This window comes from Flavobacterium sp. SOK18b (assembly GCF_014156605.1).
Taxonomy (GTDB): domain Bacteria; phylum Bacteroidota; class Bacteroidia; order Flavobacteriales; family Flavobacteriaceae; genus Flavobacterium; species Flavobacterium tiangeerense.
Window position 1 is genome coordinate 1 of record NZ_QKNZ01000009.1, and the last position, 18,794, is coordinate 18,794.

Here is an 18,794-nt window from a genome sequence, read left to right on the forward strand (position 1 = left end):
ATTGTAACGTATAGCTGGATCAAGCTCCTAAAGAAAAGTTTAATGGTTGAATTGGGTATTTGATTATTAGAAAACCTTAGCAACTTTGTATCTTTGTTCCCGAATCCTCGGGATTATAACTTATAAAAGAAATTATGCGCATTGATATTGTTACCGTTTTGCCTGAGTTGTTGAGAAGCCCGTTTGAAGCTTCGATTATGAAACGTGCTATTGATAAAGGTTTGGTGGAGGTTCATTTTCATAACCTGCGCGATTACACCACAAACAGACAAAAAAGCGTTGACGATTATCCGTACGGAGGCGGCGCTGGAATGGTGATGACGGTGCAACCTATTGATGCTTGCATTACGCACCTAAAAAGCGAACGTACTTATGACGAAGTGATTTACATGTCGCCCGATGGTGAAACACTCAACCAAAAAATGGCCAACACGATGTCCTTGTATGAAAACATTATTATTTTGTGTGGGCACTACAAAGGCGTAGACCAGCGTGTGCGCGATCATTTTATTACCAAAGAAATTTCTATAGGAGATTATGTTTTATCGGGTGGTGAACTTGGTGCTCTCGTATTATCGGATGCTTTAATCAGGTTGATTCCTGGAGTATTGAGTGATGAAACTTCGGCTTTGACTGATAGTTTTCAAGATGGGTTGTTGTCAGGACCTATTTACACGCGACCTGCAGACTACAAAGGATGGAAAGTTCCTGAGGTTTTAACGAGCGGGAATTTTGCCAAAATTGACCAATGGCGCGAGGATATGGCTTATGAACATACTAAAAATAGAAGACCGGATTTGCTGGAGGATTAAAAATTAGTTTAAAGTCTCAGGTTTAAAGTTGTGATTCAAGAACTTCGAAACTTTAAACAAGAAAAACTTTAAACTTTAAACATTTTTCTTTACTTTTGCGCCCACATTAAGTTAACCTCTGGCGAGATCCGTGAATGTTGACCTAAATTAAACCATAATAAAATACAATCATGGCAGATTTAATGAAATTCGTTCAAGACGAGTTTGTAACAAGAAAAGATTTCCCAGTTTTTGCAGCTGGAGATACTATCACTGTTTTCTATGAAATTAGAGAGGGTGAAAAAACAAGAACTCAGTTCTTTAAAGGAGTTGTAATTCAAAGAAGAGGTTCAGCTAATACTGAAACTTTTACAATCCGTAAAATGTCTGGTGCAATTGGAGTAGAGCGTATTTTCCCAGTGAACTTACCTGCATTACAAAAAATTGAGATCAACAAAAAAGGTGCAGTTCGTAGAGCTAGAATTTTCTACTTCAGAGAACTTACTGGTAAAAAAGCTAAGATCAAAGACAAAAGAAGATAGTCAAACATCTCTTAATAATAAAAGTCCCAACATGTTTGGGACTTTTTTTTTGCTTATAACTTCCTTATAAATTTAGAATTTAATAGGATTGTAACCTGAAATATAACAATTTGAGAATAGTACGTTAGTAATCCTAAAATTCGAGTTTTTCTCTCTCAAATCGTCCCTCAATTACATCTGATTTTCATATATTTGTGCGTCTTATTTCAAGAAAAATTCCTTGAATAAGCTACATTTAACGTGATTCGATTATAAAAATAAAAAAATGACACAGAAATCAAAAATTTTTTACACGCTTACTGATGAAGCGCCATTACTGGCCACTTATTCATTTTTACCTATTGTACAAGCATTTACAAGAACTTCTGACATTGAAATTGAAACTAGAGACATTTCATTAGCGGGTAGAATCTTATCTAACTTTCCGGAGTTTTTGACTGAGGATCAAAAAACAGCTGATTCCTTACTTGAACTTGGACAACTAGCCACTACTCCTGAAGCCAATATTATAAAATTACCAAACGTATCTGCATCTGTTCCACAATTGAAAGCAGCTATTGCTGAACTACAATCTCATGGATACAATTTACCAAACTTTCCTGAAGAGCCACAAAATGAAGCTGAGACTGCTATCAAAGCAAAATACTCTAAAATATTAGGATCTGCTGTAAATCCTGTTTTACGTGAAGGAAATTCAGATAGAAGAGCACCAAAAGCGGTTAAGAATTATGCTAAAGCCAACCCACATTCAATGGGAGCTTGGACTGCAGACTCTAAAACATACGTTGCCTCTATGGAAAGTGGCGATTTTTACGGTAGTGAAAAGTCAGTTACTTTGACTGAAGCTACAGATGTAAAAATAGAATTAGTAGCCAAAGACGGAACAACAACTGTTTTAAAAGCAAGCACTCCGCTAAAAGCTGGAGAGATTATTGACAGCGCTGTACTGAACTTACATGCACTAAAAACATTTGTAGCTAAAACTATTGCCGAAGCAAAACAATTAAACGTTTTACTTTCGGTTCACTTGAAAGCTACGATGATGAAAGTATCGGATCCCATCATTTTTGGCGCTATCGTAGAAGTATATTTTGCATCAGTATTCGAAAAATACGCTACTTTATTCCAAGAGTTAAACATAGACACCCGAAATGGTTTAGGTGATGTGTACGCAAAAATAGCGGGCAACCCAATGCAAGCCGAAGTTGAAGCATCTTTGGATGAGGCAATTGCAAACGGACCAGCCTTAGCAATGGTAAATTCTGACAAAGGAATTACAAACTTACACGTTCCATCTGACGTAATTGTAGATGCATCTATGCCAGCAATGATTCGTACCTCGGGTCAGATGTACAACAAAGAAGGCAAGCAACAAGATACTGTTGCTATGATACCAGACCGCAGTTATGCAGGTGTGTACACAGCAACTATTGATTTTTGTAAAAAACACGGCGAATTTGACCCTACAACAATGGGAAGTGTACCAAACGTAGGTTTGATGGCACAAAAAGCAGAAGAATACGGATCTCACGACAAGACTTTCCAAATTGCAACGGATGGTGTAGTTCGAGTAGTAGATACCAATGGAACTGTTTTAATGGAACAAGCTGTTGAAGCAAATGATATTTTTAGAATGTGTCAAGCCAAAGACGCTCCTATTCAAGACTGGGTAAAACTAGCTGTAAACAGAGCTCGTTTGTCTAATACTCCAGCGATTTTTTGGCTAGATAACAACAGAGCACATGATAGAGAATTAATTGTAAAAGTAAAACGCTATTTACAAGATTTTGACACTACTGGTTTAGACATTCAGATTTTAAACCCTATTGAGGCTACTAATTTTACCTTAGAGCGCATCATTAAAGGACAGGATACAATATCTGTAACAGGAAATGTATTGCGTGATTACTTAACTGATTTATTCCCAATTTTAGAAGTAGGGACATCAGCAAAAATGCTTTCTATCGTTCCTTTGATGAATGGTGGTGGTTTGTTTGAAACTGGTGCAGGTGGATCAGCTCCTAAACACGTTGAGCAATTTACAGAAGAAGGATACTTGCGTTGGGACTCTCTTGGAGAATTCCTAGCACTTGGAGCTTCTTTAGAACATTTAGGACAAACTTTACACAATAGTAAAGCAATTGTTCTTGCTGAAACGCTTGATGTAGCTACCGAAAAATTCTTAGCAAATGACAAATCGCCTGCACGTAAAATAGGCGGAATTGACAATCGTGGATCACAGTTTTACTTGGCTATGTATTGGGCAGAAGCTCTTGCAGCACAAGATAAAGAACCGTCTTTAAAAGCGATTTTTACTCCTATTGCAACTGAGTTGTTAGCCAATGAAGCAAGCATTAATACTGAACTTATTGCTGCTCAAGGCCAACCTCAACATATTAATGGACATTATCAACCTAATCCAGAGTTGACAAGCAAAGCCATGCGTCCTAGTGCAACATTCAATGCCATTTTAGCAAAAATTGCATAAGTAGAATAACAATAGTGACACAAAAAAAAAGACAACTGTAAAAAGTTGTCTTTTTTTTATCTTAGCAATACCTTAACATGTGTTCTATGCCAATTACCAAACTATTTGAGGTAATTTGTGCTTTCATTCTGATAAAAACAAAACAATGAATTCAAAAAAATACATTCTGTACTTTATAGTTGTACTATCGTCATTTTGCTCTTTTGCTCAGGAAAAATTCACCCTTAGCGGAACGATAATCGATGCAAGCAGTAACGAGTCTTTAATAGGCGTTAATGTTGTTTTACCAAGTTTAAAAACTGGTGTTACTACTAATGAGTATGGATTTTTTTCAATCACAGTTCCTAAGGGAATTTACACCGTACAGGTAAGTTACTTGGGTTTTCAAACCCTTGAGGAATCTATTGATTTGAACCAAAATACAATTCGAAATTTCAAACTAGTGGGTAATGAAACCATTTTAAAGGAAGTAATTATTACCGATAATAAAACTAAAATTGACATCAAAAAACCAGAGATGAGCGTCAATAAACTCTCCATTTCTGCAATCAAAAAAATGCCCGTTGTATTGGGAGAAGTTGATGTTTTAAAATCTATTTTACTATTGCCTGGTGTTACCAATGCTGGCGAAGGTGCCTCTGGATTTAATGTGCGAGGTGGTGGAGCTGATCAAAACTTAATTTTATTAGATGAAGCAACCATTTTCAATTCGTCACACGTTTTTGGATTTTTCTCTGTTTTTAATCCTGATGCTATCAAAGATTTAAAATTGTATAAAGGTGGAATTCCAGCGCGATATGGCGGAAGAGCATCATCAGTTTTGGACATTTATCAAAAAGATGGTAATAGTAAAGAATTTCATGTAAACGGTGGAATTGGGTTAATATCCAGTAGAATTTTGGCCGAAGGACCATTAGTAAAAGACAAAGGATCTTTCTTAATAGGCGGTCGCAGCTCTTATGCGCATTTGTTCTTGAAACTTTCTGAGGAGCAAAAAGACAACTCTGCTTATTTTTATGATTTAAATACAAAACTGAGCTATAAATTAAACCCGAATAACAATTTATACTTATCGGGGTATTTTGGTCGAGATGTTTTCAGTCTTAACGACAGTTTTACCAATATTTATGGGAATGCTACTTTAAACCTTAGATGGAATCACTTATTTTCAGAAAAACTATTTTCAAATTTATCACTAATCTACAGTGACTATTATTATGGTTTAGATTTGGATTTTGTAGGTTTCAAATGGGATTCTGGCATTAAAAACTACAATGTTAAATACGACTTTAAAAATTACATTTCGAATAAGTTCAAATTAAATTATGGACTAAACGCTATTTACTACGAATTCAATCCTGGGACCATTAGACCAAGCAATGAAAACTCTGGAATTAACTTTGACCAGCTGGATAAAAAATATGCTTTTGAACCAGCACTTTACTTAAATGCAGATCATGAAATATCCAATAAAATAGCGCTTTCTTACGGACTTCGTTACAGTATGTTTTATCGATTAGGACAATCTACAGTAAATATTTACGAGAACAACAATCCTGTACTTTTTGATCCAGAGTTGCAGATTTATGAAAAAGCCACACCCATAAGTTCTCAATTTTATGGTAAAAATAAAGTCATTAAGAACTATAATTACCTTGAACCACGCTTGTCAATTGCGTACCAAATTAATGACGAACAATCTGTAAAAGCCAGTTACAACAGAATGGTACAGTATTTACAATTAATCTCAAACACCTCATCTCCTACCCCTCTGGACGTGTGGACACCGAGTGACAATTTTATCAAACCTCAAATTGCAGATCAAGTTGCATTGGGCTATTTTAAAAATTTTAAAGATGACATGTATTCTCTTGAGGTAGAAACCTATTACAAAGAGGTTCAAAACCGATTGGACTATATTGACGGAGCCGATTTAATTGCGAATAAAGCTATTGAGCAAATTATTTTAAATGGGCAATTAAGATCCTACGGTTTGGAAATACTTTTCCGTAAAAACGAAGGTCGATTAAACGGTTGGATTTCGTACACATTGTCAAGATCAGAGCAACAAACACCAGGAAGAACTCCGCTAGAAACAGGGATAAACAATGGTCAGTGGTACAACTCTGTATATGACAAGTTACATAATATTGCTGTTACCTCCTCCTATAATTTAAATGACAAATGGTCTTTTGGCGCTAACTTTGCACTTCAAACAGGCCAACCAGTAACCTACCCAACTGGACAATACGAGTATCTAGGCATTGTTGTTCCTAGCTATGGATTGCGCAATGAAAATAGATTACCAGCCTACCACCACTTAGATCTAGCTGCTACCTTAACGCCCACAAAAAATAAAAATAGAGAATGGAAAGGCGAATGGGTTTTTAGTATTTACAATGTATACAACCGTCGTAATGCTGCGTCAATCAATTTTAGACAAAACGCAGATACAGGCAATAATGAAGCCGTAAGAACCTCTATTTTTGGGATGGTTCCTGCAGTGAGTTACAACTTTAAATTTTAGTACATAAAATATTTTTAAAATTTCAGATGATGAAAAAAGTAATCCTTCTCTTTATCCTAATTAGCGCTTGTATGACCACTAGTTGTGAGGATGTAATAAATGTTGACTTGAATAATGCTGCGCCAAAACTAGTTATAGAAGCCGCAATAAACTGGAAAAAAGGAACAAGTGGTTCGGTACAAACCATTAAACTATCTACAACTACTGGTTTTTATGACACTACAATTCCAAAAGTTTCAGGAGCTACTGTGACTATAAAAAATAGTGCCAACACAATTTTTGTTTTTACTGAAACAGGAACACCCGGAGAATATGTTTGTACCAATTTTAATCCTGTTCTTAATGAGACATACACGCTAAATATCATTAATAAAGGCGTTACCTATACTGCCACAGAAACATTAAAACCTGTTGCTTCTATTACCAAAATTGTTCAAAATGACAAAGGTGGCTTTACCGGAAACAATAAAGAAATAAAAACTTTTTACCAAGATCCTGCAGGAATTGCGAATTATTACCTCTACAAATACAGCTATTCTAATCAAGTAAAAGCAGATTATTATGTGGATCAAGATGAGTTTTTCAATGGCAATGAATTTTTTAGTATTTCCCAAAACGACGAACTTAAAAAAGGGGATCTAATTGAGGTAACGCATATCGGAATTTCAAAAGCCTATTACAATTATATGAGTGTTCTAGTAAGCATTGCTGGTAACAATGGAGGTGGGCCATTTCAAGCACCTCCAGCAACTGTAAGAGGAAATATCATCAATTCGACCACACCAGAAAACTATCCGCTTGGGTATTTTTCATTAAGCGAGACGGAGGTAAGAAATTATACAGTTGAATAAGTATATTTGTACTCCAAACCAAAATCAGTAAACATGTCATCACATCATATCGTTCGGGACGATCAAGAGCCTGCCTTAATAATTGCTAATGGCGCATCCTGTAATCCTGAACTTCTAGGTCAATTGCTGGAGTGGTCTCCTCTTGTAATTGTACTAGACTCTGCTATGGTGCGGGTTATGGAACTAGACATAAAAGTAGATGTACTCTTGGGTGATTTTGACCGTGGTTTTGATCCTGAAATCTATAAAACTTCTCAATATCCTCTTGAAATTGTTCATACACCGGACCAAAACAAAACAGACCTTGAGAAAGCTTTTGATTATTTAATTAATAGAAAAATACCTGCTGTAAATGTAGTATGGGCAACAGGAAAAAGAGCTGATCACACGATTACAAACCTAACCAACATCCCAAAATACCGAAATCAATTGAAAATTGTCATATTAGACGATCACTCAAAAGTATTTTTGTTGCCTAGAAAATTCGAAAAATGGTATACTGCACAAACTCCTATTTCCTTAATCCCAATAGGACAAGTAACAGGAATACACTCTGATAATTTATTTTATCCGCTTCAAAACGATACTTTAACTATAGGATATCGAACTGGTAGTAGTAATCACGTGGCTCAAGACGGCTTAGTTACCATACTTCATGAAGAAGGTGATTTGCTACTCATGGAATGTATGGATTAATTCTTAGTTTCTTCGTCTAAAATAACGCTTTTAACAATAGCATAATGACTCCATAGAATAAAATGATTGGCTTCGGGGATGGTTTTTATAGTTAATTTCTTAGCGTTTACAAACTTCTTTTTCATGTAATCCACATTGCTGTAAGGTACTAAAACATCCTTAGTGCCATGTACAATGGTAACTTCGCAATCAATTTTATAAAGTTGGTTTTCTAATATTAGCAAGTCTTTTTTCAACCACCACAATTCATCGTTTGAGGGTTTCAATGCTCCTGGAATTAAGTATCGCAACGGAATTGTCTTAATTACCGTGCGCCATTTTTCTGGTTTTTCGGCTTTTGGATCAAGAGATCCCGCTAAAAATACCAGCCTGTGATACCACTCGGGATGATCCACTGCAAGTTGCGCAACAAGCGGACCGCCTAACGAATGCCCTACCAACGTAACTGGCTTTTTGAATTTTTGAGATTTGATAAATGTGGATATAAACTGTGATTGTGTTGCCAAATTTTGAGCATCCCCAAAATCACTGTACCCAAATCCAGGACGATCAATAGCAATCATTCGGTATTTTTTTAGCAAGTCTGGATCTACTAAATACTCTTTGAAAGCATTCCAACTTCCTGGCGAACCATGAACAAAAAGCAATACAGGATTTAATACTGATCCAGTGGCTACATAATGCAACTTAAAACCACCGCTTTGAAAGGTGGTGTCTTGATACGTCGTTTGAGATTTTGAAAAAAATGAAGTCGTTTCTTTAGGAGTAAACCGCATAGTCATGCAAGCTTGACACAAAAACAAGTAGAGTACTATTCCTGAAATTACTATATAACGCTTCTTGAAAACGAATCGAGCTACTATAAAATTCATTTTTTTCATAAAAGTAGCCGTTTTTAAGCTTCAAAAAAAGTCTCAATTAAATTTTATGATTTCTTTTCCAGCTGTTTAATCACATTAACTTTACATTAGCAAACTACTTATGGTTATCTTTGCACCCAAAATAAGAACGAACGATTTAAAATGAGTACTGAAAAAACAAATTTACACCCAAGGAATCTGGACAGGACAGGGTATGATTTTAAAGAATTAATTACTACATATCCATCCCTAAGTGAATTTGTTAAAACCAATGAGCACGGAACTGAAACCATCGATTTCAGCGATCCTGAAGCGGTAAAAGCTTTGAATAAAGCGCTTTTGATGCAGCACTTTGACATTCAAAATTGGGACATTCCTAACAATTATTTGTGCCCACCTATTCCTGGTAGAGCTGATTATATTCATTATTTAGCAGATTTATTAGCCTCTAGCAACAACGGAATTATACCTGAGGGCGAAACTGTTCAAGGGTTAGATATTGGTGTGGGTGCCAATTGCATCTATCCGCTTATAGGTTGTTCTGTTTACGGCTGGAGTTTTGTTGGAACTGATATTGATACAAAAGCAATTCAAAACTGCAGTGCTATCATTGAAAACAACCCGAAACTCATTGATTTAATTAGCTTGCAACAACAAACGGAATCACGTTTTATATTTAAAAATATTATAACACCTGAGGATAAATTCACCTTTACAATTTGCAATCCTCCTTTTCACGCATCACAAGATGAGGCAACCAAAAGTACCTTAAGAAAAATAAACAATTTACAATCTAATAGCGGTACAAGTAAAACTACAAAACCTGTTTTAAACTTTGGAGGTCACAATGCCGAATTATTTTGCGAAGGCGGAGAACTTGGGTTTGTAACACAAATGATTTACGAAAGTGCAAAATATCCGATGCAGTGTCTTTGGTTCACGACTTTAGTGTCCAAAAAAGAAAATCTTTCTAGTTTATACAAAACACTAAATAAAGTAAGCGCCGTCGAAATCAAAACTATTGATATGGCTCAGGGCCAAAAAACAAGCCGTATTTTAGCTTGGACTTTCTTGAGTTCAGCACAACAAAAAGCGTGGAAGTTTTAAGTTTTTAAAAACATTTTTTCTTGAATTGAGTCGTATCTTTGTATGAAGTAATTCCAAGACATGAATTTTCAAGTAGTATCCGATTACCAGCCCAAAGGTGACCAACCTCAAGCTATTGCAAAATTAGCGCAAGGTATTGTTGATGGAGATCAATTCCAAACGCTTTTAGGAGTTACCGGTTCTGGTAAAACTTTTACCGTGGCCAATGTTATTCAAGAAGTGCAACGCCCTACCCTCGTTTTGGCACACAACAAAACATTAGCGGCTCAGTTGTACTCGGAGTTCAAACAATTTTTCCCGAACAATGCTGTAGAATATTTTGTTTCTTACTACGATTATTATCAGCCTGAAGCCTTCATGCCTGTTACTGGCGTTTTCATTGAAAAGGATTTATCCATCAATGAAGAGCTAGAAAAAATGCGAATGTCAACCACTGCTTCGTTGCTTTCAGGACGTAGAGATATTCTGGTTGTAGCATCCGTTTCGTGTTTGTACGGTATTGGAAATCCAATAGAATTTCAAAAAAACCTAATCCCAATAGAGAAAGGACAAGTTATTTCTCGGACCAAATTATTACACCAACTCGTTCAAAGTTTGTATTCTAGAACCGAAGCTGATTTTAATCCCGGAAGTTTCAGAATAAAAGGTGATACCGTTGATGTGTATCCTAGCTACGCTGATGAAGCCTATAGAATTCACTTCTTTGGGGATGAAATTGAAGAAATAGAAAGCTTTGACACTAAAAATTCTCAAGTCCTTGAAAAATTTGATCGGTTAACGATTTATCCCGCTAATATGTTTGTGACTTCGCCAGATGTATTGCAAAATGCCATTTGGGAAATCCAACAAGACTTGGTAAAACAAGTTGATTATTTTAAAGAAATAGGCAAACATCTTGAAGCTAAAAGACTGGAAGAACGAACCAATTTCGACTTAGAAATGATTCGGGAACTGGGATATTGTTCCGGTATCGAAAATTACTCTCGTTACTTAGATGGGCGTTTACCAGGTACAAGACCTTTTTGCTTGCTAGACTATTTCCCAAAAGATTACTTGATGGTCGTAGATGAAAGCCATGTAACACTCTCACAAGTAAGCGCTATGTATGGTGGTGATCGCAGCCGTAAAGAAAACTTGGTTGAATACGGATTTAGACTTCCTGCAGCAATGGACAACCGTCCTTTGAAATTTGAGGAATTCGAAGCCATGCAAAATCAAGTTATTTACGTTTCGGCAACACCTGCTGATTATGAGTTACAAAAAACAGATGGTGTTGTGGTAGAACAAGTGATTCGTCCAACGGGATTATTGGATCCTATTATTGAAATAAGACCTAGCTTAAACCAAATTGATGATTTAATCGAAGAAATTCAAGTTCGAGCCGAAATTGACGAGCGCGTTCTAGTCACTACTTTGACCAAAAGAATGGCCGAAGAACTGGCTAAATATTTAACTAAAGTTCATATTCGTTGTCGTTATATCCATTCAGAAGTGGATACTTTGGAACGAATTGAAATCATGCAAGACCTTAGAAAAGGAATTTTCGATGTTTTAATCGGTGTCAACTTACTTCGTGAAGGATTAGATTTACCCGAAGTTTCTCTTGTAGCAATATTAGATGCTGATAAAGAAGGTTTTTTAAGAAGCCATCGATCGCTTACGCAAACAATTGGCCGTGCAGCAAGAAACCTAAATGGAAAAGCGATTATGTATGCCGATAAAATTACGGCTAGCATGCAAAAAACCATCGACGAAACTTCATACAGAAGAACCAAACAAATCAATTACAATACCCAACATAACGAGGTTCCAATGGCGTTGAACAAAAAAATAGAAAGCGCCTTTACCAAAAATCCTCTTGTAGATTATGAATTAGGTGCTACTTTAAACACTGCAGCAGAGCCAGAAAATCTTTATCTGTCTAAACCTGAACTGGAAAAACTTATTCGAGAGAAAAGAAAATCCATGGAAAAAGCGGCGAAAGAATTAGACTTTATGCAAGCCGCAAAACTTAGAGATGAGATTAAAGCCTTGCAAGGTCAATTGACCTAGTTGTGCTGCTCCTGAAAAATGTTCAATAAAACCGCTCCATCAATTATAGCATTTGGCGATTCACTCATTAATTTTAAAATACGTTTCGTTGCAATAGGATTCAACCCCATATCAATAGCTATTTGCTTTATGGCAATAGTTTCTTTTTCATGTATCACACCATCACTATACATTAACAAAGCCAATCTATAAAATTGTTGAATTCTCAGAAACTCAGTTTTAATGGGCAATTGAGGAACTTCTTGATGAAATAAATCATTAAAAACATCTTTTTCTATTCCTAAAGCTTGTGCTACTATTGCCAGAAATTCATATTCCCGTTTGTGTAATTTTCCATCTACTGTTGAAAAAGCTATCATCTCTAAAAGTAAACTCCTCTTTTCTTCGAACGTATGCATCAAATTATTATTTTTAGCTAAAATATTGTTTTTAATTTAAAACACAAAAACTAACAATGATTAGATTTTCTATGCTATTGCTGCTACTCTTTTTCACAACAACAAACATCAATGCGCAACAAGCTCTAAAGAATTTACAGAATACTGCTAAAAAGGAGGTTGATAGTTTTACAATTAATGCTCCTCAATTGAATAGCACAAAGAAAATATGGGTTTATTTGCCTAAAAATTATGTGACTTCAAAAAAGAAATTCTCAGTCCTATATATGCATGATGCTCAAAATCTATTTGATGCAAAAACTTCTTTCGCAGGAGAGTGGAATGTAGACGAAAAATTAGACAGTTTAAATGCACCAGTAATAGTAATTGGCATTGAACATGGCAATGACAAACGACTCGAGGAATTAACCCCTTTTAAAAATGATACATACGGCGGTGGCCAAGCGAATGCGTATTTAGAATTCATTGTTAAAACATTAAAACCGTTTGTAGACAAAAACTATAAAACGAAGACCGATAAAAATCATACGTTAATTATGGGTAGTTCGTTAGGCGGATTGAATTCCTTTTATGCTGTTTTAAAATACCCCGAGGTATTTGGAAAGGCAGGTGTTTTTTCGCCTTCTTTTTGGTTTACCAAAGATATTTACAAAACGATGGAACAGGCTAAAAAGACGAAGGCTAAAATTTATTTCCTATGTGGCGACAACGAAAGTGCAGATATGGTTTCTGACCTGAACAAAATGGAATACCTACTGAATTCAAATAGATGCTATTGTTTGAATTTGAACGAAAAAAAAATAGTAAAAGGCGGACAGCACAATGAAAAACTTTGGCGTGACGGTTTTGTGGATGCTCTTTTATGGCTCGGATATTAATCAGAACAAGTTAAAACAATCTCATAATGGAGCTGATCTTAAGAGCGTACAACCTAAAATTAAAACACACCTTCACCATTTCGCGAAAATCGATTGACGTGCAACCTACCTTAATTGTTGAATTAAAGAGCGATGGCATTTCAGGCTACGGGGAAGCTACTGCAAATCCATACTACAATAGTACCGTTCCCATGATGATGGCTGATTTAGAAAAAATTAAACCACTTCTGAAACAAACTATCGAGGAAACTCCAGAGGAGTTCTGGGTGAAAATGCAGCAAAAATTACGTCACAACTCCTTTGCCTTGTGTGCTATAGACAACGCATACAATGATTGGTATGCTCGAAAAAAAGGAGTGAAACTATACGAATTATGGAATTATAATATTGACAAAAACCCGCTTACAGATTATACTATAGGCATTGATTCTATTGAAAAAATGGTGGCTAAAATGAAAGAACTGCCATGGCCAATTTAAAAAATCAAATTAGGAACATCTGACGATATTGCGATTGTCAAAGCATTAAGAAAACATACAAAAGCCATTTTCAGGATTGATGCCAATTGCGGATGGAGCGTTGACGAAACGATACAAAATGCTGTAGAACTAAAAAAACTAGGTGTAGAATTCTTAGAACAACCACTACCAGCAGATGATTGGCATGGACACAAAGAAGTTTTCAAACATGCTGTTTTGCCCATTATAGCGGATGAAAGTTGTATTATCGAAACAGATGTTCTCAAGTGTTACCAGCACTTTCATGGTGTAAATATTAAACTGACCAAGTGTGGAGGATTAACTCCTGCAAGACGTATGCTTGCACAAGCTCGAGAATTAGGAATGAGGACAATGGCAGGTTGCATGACCGAATCTACTGTGGGAATCTCAGCTATTGCACAATTATTACCACAATTAGATTATGTAGATATGGACGGTGCTTTGCTTTTAAAAGAAGACATAGCAGCCGGTATTCGATTAGATTTTGGAAAAACAATCTATTCTGAACTCCCAGGAACGGGTGTAGCGCTCTTGTAAATATTTGGTACTACACTATTTCTAAATCAAATAATGCTTTGTAAATGCTTTTAAACCGTACCTTTGTATAAAATTAGAATATGATGACAAATAACGATATCTTTAAAAAACTTCGCGTGGCACTTATGCTACGTGACGACCAAATAGTTGAAATATTAGAATTAGTAGATTTTAGAATTACAAAATCGGAGTTGGGTGCTTTTTTTCGTGATGAAAAACATGAAAATTACATGGAATGTGGCGACCAAGTATTGCGTAATTTCTTGAATGCACTAGTGATTCACTTGCGTGGAACTAAGGAAAATCCAAAAAATCCAAATGATGTTTTGGCCAAACACAAAGCCCAAATTCCAGTGAAAGAAGGAGCCGGGGAAAGAACAGAATTCAAAGCTAAAGCAAAAGATTCTGAAAAATCAAGAGGTGACGAAGCGCCATCAAAAACAAAACCTGCTGCAAAAAAGCCTTTCAAAAAAACATTTGCTAAAGGAACCCCAAAAGTGCAAGTGGTAGAAAAAGTGAAATATAATTTCGGGAAAAATAAAAAATCATAATTGTGAAAACGGCTTTGATTATTGGCAGCACTGGTTTAATAGGTTCTGAATTATTAAAAATTCTTTTAGAAAGTTCAGATTACGCTCAAGTAGTTACTTTTGTTAAAAGAGATACAGGAATACAGCACACCAAGTTAAAGCAACATATCATTGACTTTGATAAGCCCGAAATGTATCAAGACTTAATTGTAGGTGATGATTTATTTTGCACGATTGGGACCACCATCAAAAACGCAGGAAGCCAAGAAGCTTTTAGAAAAGTAGATTTTACGTACCCTAAACAGTTTGCTACAATAGCGTTGCAACAAAATATCAAACAATTTTTACTAGTATCATCCTTGAATGCAGATGCTGCTTCAAACAATTTTTACTTGAAAACAAAAGGCGAAATTCAAGAATTCCTAAAAAGCGCTCCCTTTGAAAGTGTATCTATCTTACAGCCTTCACTCCTACTTGGTCAACGAAATGAATTTAGATTTGGAGAAAAAGTAGGTGCGTTTTTCATGAAAATGTTTTCATTTATTTTTCAAGGAAATTTAAAAAAATACCAACCAATAGAAGGTGTAAAAGTTGCGAAAGCCATGTACAAATTGGCAAAAAAAAATACAGCAGGTTTTAATATTTACGAATCGGATGTGATTCAAGAATTAGGAAACTAATACATAACTAAATCCTGAATGAGAGTTCGGGATTTAGTTAGGTATTTTTAATTTTCCTAAAAAAAATCTTAATTTAAGGAGAGTATATTATTGCTATTAAATAATTCTAAATCCCATTTTAAGAACTACAACTTAACATACTACACCCTACTTTATCTCTAGCCCAATCCGGTCTTTTGGCAAACCATTTTTGGAAATTCGGTTGCTCAGCATAAGGATTTTTGAGCATTTCATATAATTCGTTTAGCAAAGAATAATCCCCTTTATCAGCATCATCAATGCACAATTGCGCCATGTAATTTCGCAATACATACTTGGGATTTACTTTATCCATTTGTTGTTTTCTTTCCAAATCAGAAATGACCTCTTCATTAATTCGAATGCTGTACTTTTCAAACCAATCGTACCATTCACTCAAGATGTTTTCATCTAAATCCTTTTCATTGTAAAAAGCGACTTCAACAGTATTAAAAGCTACTTTCGAAGTAGCTACTTTGGTAACATTGCTTAGATTTCTAAAGAAAATAGTCATATCCGTTTCTACTCGTTGTAGTAATTCTATCAAACCATGAATCAAGACTACATCCTCTTCTTTTTTGATTTGGAGACCCATCTTATTTTGCATCATTTTCAAATACTCCTTTTCATAGTTTGTACTGAATGCCTCAAGAATAGCTTCCAGAGGTTTGGCATCTTGAATTAAAGGATACAATGCATTTGCTATTTGGTATAAATTCCACAATGCCATTTCGGGTTGATTGCCATAACGGTATCTCTTGTGCTGCCTGTCTGTGGTATTAGGAGTCCATCCAGGATCAAAATCTTCTAACCAACCATAAGGACCATAATCAATTGTAATCCCGTGAATAGACATATTATCCGTATTCATTACACCATGCACAAAACCAACGCGCTGCCAGTTAACGATCATATTGAGCGTGGTTTGAGTAACTTCTTGAAAAAAGGCTAAGTATTTTTCGATTCCTTCCTTTTGAATATGTGAAAAATGGTATTTAACAGTATAATCGGCCAGTAATTTTAAATTTTCGTGATCTTCACGCGCAGCAAAAATTTCAAAACTTCCAAAACGAATAAACGATGGGGCAACCCTTGCTACAATTGCACCTTTCTCATAAGCAGGATTTCCATTGTACAAAATATCGCGTAGAACGGGATCTCCAGATAATAGTAACGAAAGTGACCGTGTAGTGGGAACTCCTAAAGAATGCATGGCCTCAGCACATAAGTATTCTCTAATGGAAGAGCGCAAAACCGCAAATCCATCTGCATTTCTAGAATATGGCGTAGGTCCAGCACCTTTTAGTTGCAACGTATACGATTCATTGTTATGTTGAACTTCTGTTAGGTTTATGGCGCGCCCATCACCTAGTTGCCCAGCCCAATTCCCAAACTGGTGACCTGCATAACACAAGGCATAAGGCTTAGTTTCAGGATAAATTGTAGTACCTGAAAACGTATTTAAAAATGCAGTTGATGCAATATCTTCTTCACTAAGTCCGATAGTATTAGCTACTTCAGCAGAAGCATGAATTAATTCAGGATTACTCGGTTTTACTGGCGTTACATATGAGAAACACGCTTTTTCAACTTGCCTTGGAGTATTTTCAAGGTCAAGATCTGCCGGTAATTCAGATGTGAAGTTATTTTTTATATGAAGTTTCATGATATCAAATTTAAAAAAACAAAGGTAATTGATCCGTGCTATACTGTTTTGTACTTTCCAATAATATTATGAATTGTTTACTTTCCACTAATTATTTGGCATAAAAAAACCTGTTTACTAAAGCAAACAGGTTTCTAATATATAACAATTTACTAATTAAGAAAGTGCCGCTTGTACTTGATCAGCTGCTTCTTGAAATTCAACCGCAGATAAAATTGGCATTCCTGAATTATCAATTAATTCTTTTGCAATAGCTGCATTGGTACCTTGTAAACGAACAATGATTGGCACTTTAATAGCATCACCCATATTTTTGTAAGCGTCAACAACTCCTTGTGCCACACGGTCACAACGAACAATTCCACCAAAAATATTAATCAAAATAGCTTTTACGTTTTGATCTTTTAAGATAATACGGAAAGCAGTTTCAACACGTTTTGCATCAGCAGTTCCACCTACGTCAAGGAAGTTTGCAGGCTCAAAACCAGCATACTTAATTAAATCCATAGTTGCCATAGCAAGACCTGCACCGTTTACCATACATCCTACAGTTCCGTCAAGATCTACATAGTTCAAGCCAACTTCTTTAGCTTCAACTTCGATTGGGTTTTCCTCACGAACATCGCGCATGTCAGCATATGCTTTTTGTCTGTATAATGCATTGTCATCAATGTTAACCTTTGCATCCACAGCCATAATTTTATCATCAGATGTTTTTAAAACCGGGTTGATTTCAAACATTGAAGCATCAGATCCAATATACGCATTGTATAAAGAATCGATGAATTTCACCATTTCTTTGAAAGCATTTCCTGAAAGTCCTAAGTTAAAAGCAATTCTTCTTGCTTGAAAACCTTGTAAACCTACAGAAGGATCAATCTCTTCAGTAAAGATTAAATGTGGTGTGTGCTCAGCAACTTCTTCAATATCCATTCCACCTTCGGTAGAATACATAATCATATTACGACCAGTAGCTCTATTTAATAAAACAGATACATAAAACTCTGATGTTTCACTTTCTCCAGGATAGTACACATCTTCAGCAACTAATATAGTACTTACTTTTTTTCCTTCAGCTGATGTTTGAGGTGTAATTAATTGCATCCCTATGATTTGACCTGCAATTTCTTCTACTTGTTGTAAATTTTTGGCAAGTTTTACTCCTCCACCTTTACCACGTCCACCTGCATGAACTTGTGCTTTAATAACATGCCATCCTGTACCCGTTTCGGCAGTTAATTGTTTCGCAGCTTCAACAGCTTCAGCTGGACTATTTGCTACAATTCCGCGTTGAATGCGTACTCCGTAACTTGCTAGAATTTCTTTTCCTTGATATTCGTGTATGTTCATAATATAGAATTTGACTGGCTTCTGAATTTCTTCCAGAAATAAAGTGCCACAAAAATAGCAAAATTTAATGTAACTGTTATTTTTTTTAAATAAATTATTATTCAATTTTTCAGCAGGTATTTAAGCCCATTTCACATTGGTACGATTCCAAAAAATATCAATTTTTCAAACAATTTTGTTAGAATTTCATTTCAATATTAAAAACAAACGTATTTAGGCTCTTTTCCACCCTATTTTGAAAACAAATCCTTTTACTTTTTATCGAAAAAACAAATCACCTCCCTTTAAATCACGTTTTTGTATTTTTCACAACGTTTTTCTAT

General features: G+C 35.6%; 15 protein-coding genes and 1 pseudogene. 12 read left to right on the top strand and 4 right to left on the bottom strand.

What is annotated here, in order from left to right; genetic code table 11:
• Positions 1–134 precede the first annotated feature (134 nt).
• The 6 genes from trmD to DNC80_RS02020 all read left to right on the top strand — a co-directional run bounded on the left by trmD (position 135) and on the right by DNC80_RS02020 (position 7,895).
• Positions 135–812 (top strand): tRNA (guanosine(37)-N1)-methyltransferase TrmD, encoded by a 678-nt coding sequence (gene trmD / locus DNC80_RS01995; RefSeq protein WP_182648775.1) that lies wholly within the window; start codon positions 135–137, stop codon positions 810–812.
• Between the two features lie 170 nt (positions 813–982).
• Positions 983–1,333, top strand: a complete 351-nt coding sequence (rplS, locus tag DNC80_RS02000) for a 50S ribosomal protein L19 (protein ID WP_086453886.1) — start codon at positions 983–985, stop codon at positions 1,331–1,333.
• A gap of 265 nt (positions 1,334–1,598) precedes the next feature.
• Complete coding sequence (locus DNC80_RS02005) at positions 1,599–3,821, top strand: NADP-dependent isocitrate dehydrogenase (protein ID WP_182648776.1); 2,223 nt, start codon at positions 1,599–1,601, stop codon at positions 3,819–3,821.
• Positions 3,822–3,966: 145 nt separating this feature from the next.
• Positions 3,967–6,348 carry a TonB-dependent receptor gene (locus DNC80_RS02010; protein WP_182648777.1) on the top strand — a complete coding sequence of 794 codons (2,382 nt, stop codon included), beginning with the start codon at positions 3,967–3,969 and terminating at the stop codon, positions 6,346–6,348.
• Positions 6,349–6,377: 29 nt separating this feature from the next.
• A complete protein-coding gene (locus DNC80_RS02015; protein ID WP_182648778.1) occupies positions 6,378–7,199 on the top strand; it encodes a DUF4249 domain-containing protein in 822 nt (273 codons plus the stop codon).
• 33 nt (positions 7,200–7,232) lie between these two features.
• The gene (locus tag DNC80_RS02020) at positions 7,233–7,895 is read left to right on the top strand and encodes a thiamine diphosphokinase (RefSeq protein WP_182648779.1); all 663 of its coding nucleotides are present in this window, start codon (positions 7,233–7,235) and stop codon (positions 7,893–7,895) included.
• Here the strand turns inward: DNC80_RS02020 and DNC80_RS02025 are convergent.
• Positions 7,892–8,767: an alpha/beta fold hydrolase gene (locus DNC80_RS02025; RefSeq protein WP_220485192.1), complete on the bottom strand. Its 876-nt coding sequence runs from the start codon at positions 8,765–8,767 to the stop codon at positions 7,892–7,894. The genes DNC80_RS02020 and DNC80_RS02025 overlap by 4 nt on opposite strands.
• A gap of 150 nt (positions 8,768–8,917) precedes the next feature.
• Here DNC80_RS02025 and rlmF point away from each other — a divergent pair, with 150 nt between their 5' ends.
• Together rlmF and uvrB are read left to right on the top strand one after the other, a co-directional pair.
• A complete protein-coding gene (gene rlmF / locus DNC80_RS02030; RefSeq protein WP_182648782.1) occupies positions 8,918–9,862 on the top strand; it encodes a 23S rRNA (adenine(1618)-N(6))-methyltransferase RlmF in 945 nt (314 codons plus the stop codon).
• 60 nt (positions 9,863–9,922) lie between these two features.
• Positions 9,923–11,914: an excinuclease ABC subunit UvrB gene (gene uvrB / locus DNC80_RS02035; protein WP_182648784.1), complete on the top strand. Its 1,992-nt coding sequence runs from the start codon at positions 9,923–9,925 to the stop codon at positions 11,912–11,914.
• Here the strand turns inward: uvrB and DNC80_RS02040 are convergent.
• A complete protein-coding gene (locus tag DNC80_RS02040; RefSeq protein WP_182648786.1) occupies positions 11,911–12,312 on the bottom strand; it encodes an excinuclease ABC subunit B in 402 nt (133 codons plus the stop codon). The genes uvrB and DNC80_RS02040 overlap by 4 nt on opposite strands.
• Positions 12,313–12,368: 56 nt before the next feature.
• On the opposite strand from DNC80_RS02040, the gene DNC80_RS02045 reads away from it, so the two are divergent.
• The 4 genes and pseudogenes from DNC80_RS02045 (at position 12,369) to DNC80_RS02060 (ending at position 15,437) form a co-directional block, all read left to right on the top strand.
• Positions 12,369–13,190, top strand: a complete 822-nt coding sequence (locus DNC80_RS02045; protein ID WP_182648787.1) for an alpha/beta hydrolase — start codon at positions 12,369–12,371, stop codon at positions 13,188–13,190.
• A 26-nt stretch (positions 13,191–13,216) separates the two neighbouring features.
• A pseudogene (locus DNC80_RS02050) lies at positions 13,217–14,227 on the top strand (dipeptide epimerase).
• An 83-nt stretch (positions 14,228–14,310) separates the two neighbouring features.
• Entirely contained in the window at positions 14,311–14,778 is a 468-nt protein-coding gene (locus DNC80_RS02055; RefSeq protein WP_144894137.1) for a DUF1456 family protein, read from the top strand.
• Positions 14,779–14,780: 2 nt separating this feature from the next.
• A complete protein-coding gene (locus DNC80_RS02060; protein WP_182648789.1) occupies positions 14,781–15,437 on the top strand; it encodes an NAD(P)H-binding protein in 657 nt (218 codons plus the stop codon).
• A gap of 118 nt (positions 15,438–15,555) precedes the next feature.
• Here DNC80_RS02060 and DNC80_RS02065 read toward each other — a convergent pair whose 3' ends face one another.
• Both DNC80_RS02065 and sucC read right to left on the bottom strand, forming a co-directional pair.
• The gene (locus tag DNC80_RS02065) at positions 15,556–17,124 is read right to left on the bottom strand and encodes a protein adenylyltransferase SelO (protein ID WP_182648798.1); all 1,569 of its coding nucleotides are present in this window, start codon (positions 17,122–17,124) and stop codon (positions 15,556–15,558) included.
• A gap of 153 nt (positions 17,125–17,277) precedes the next feature.
• Positions 17,278–18,471 carry an ADP-forming succinate--CoA ligase subunit beta gene (sucC, locus tag DNC80_RS02070; protein WP_086453873.1) on the bottom strand — a complete coding sequence of 398 codons (1,194 nt, stop codon included), beginning with the start codon at positions 18,469–18,471 and terminating at the stop codon, positions 17,278–17,280.
• Between the last annotated feature and the right edge of the window lie 323 nt (positions 18,472–18,794).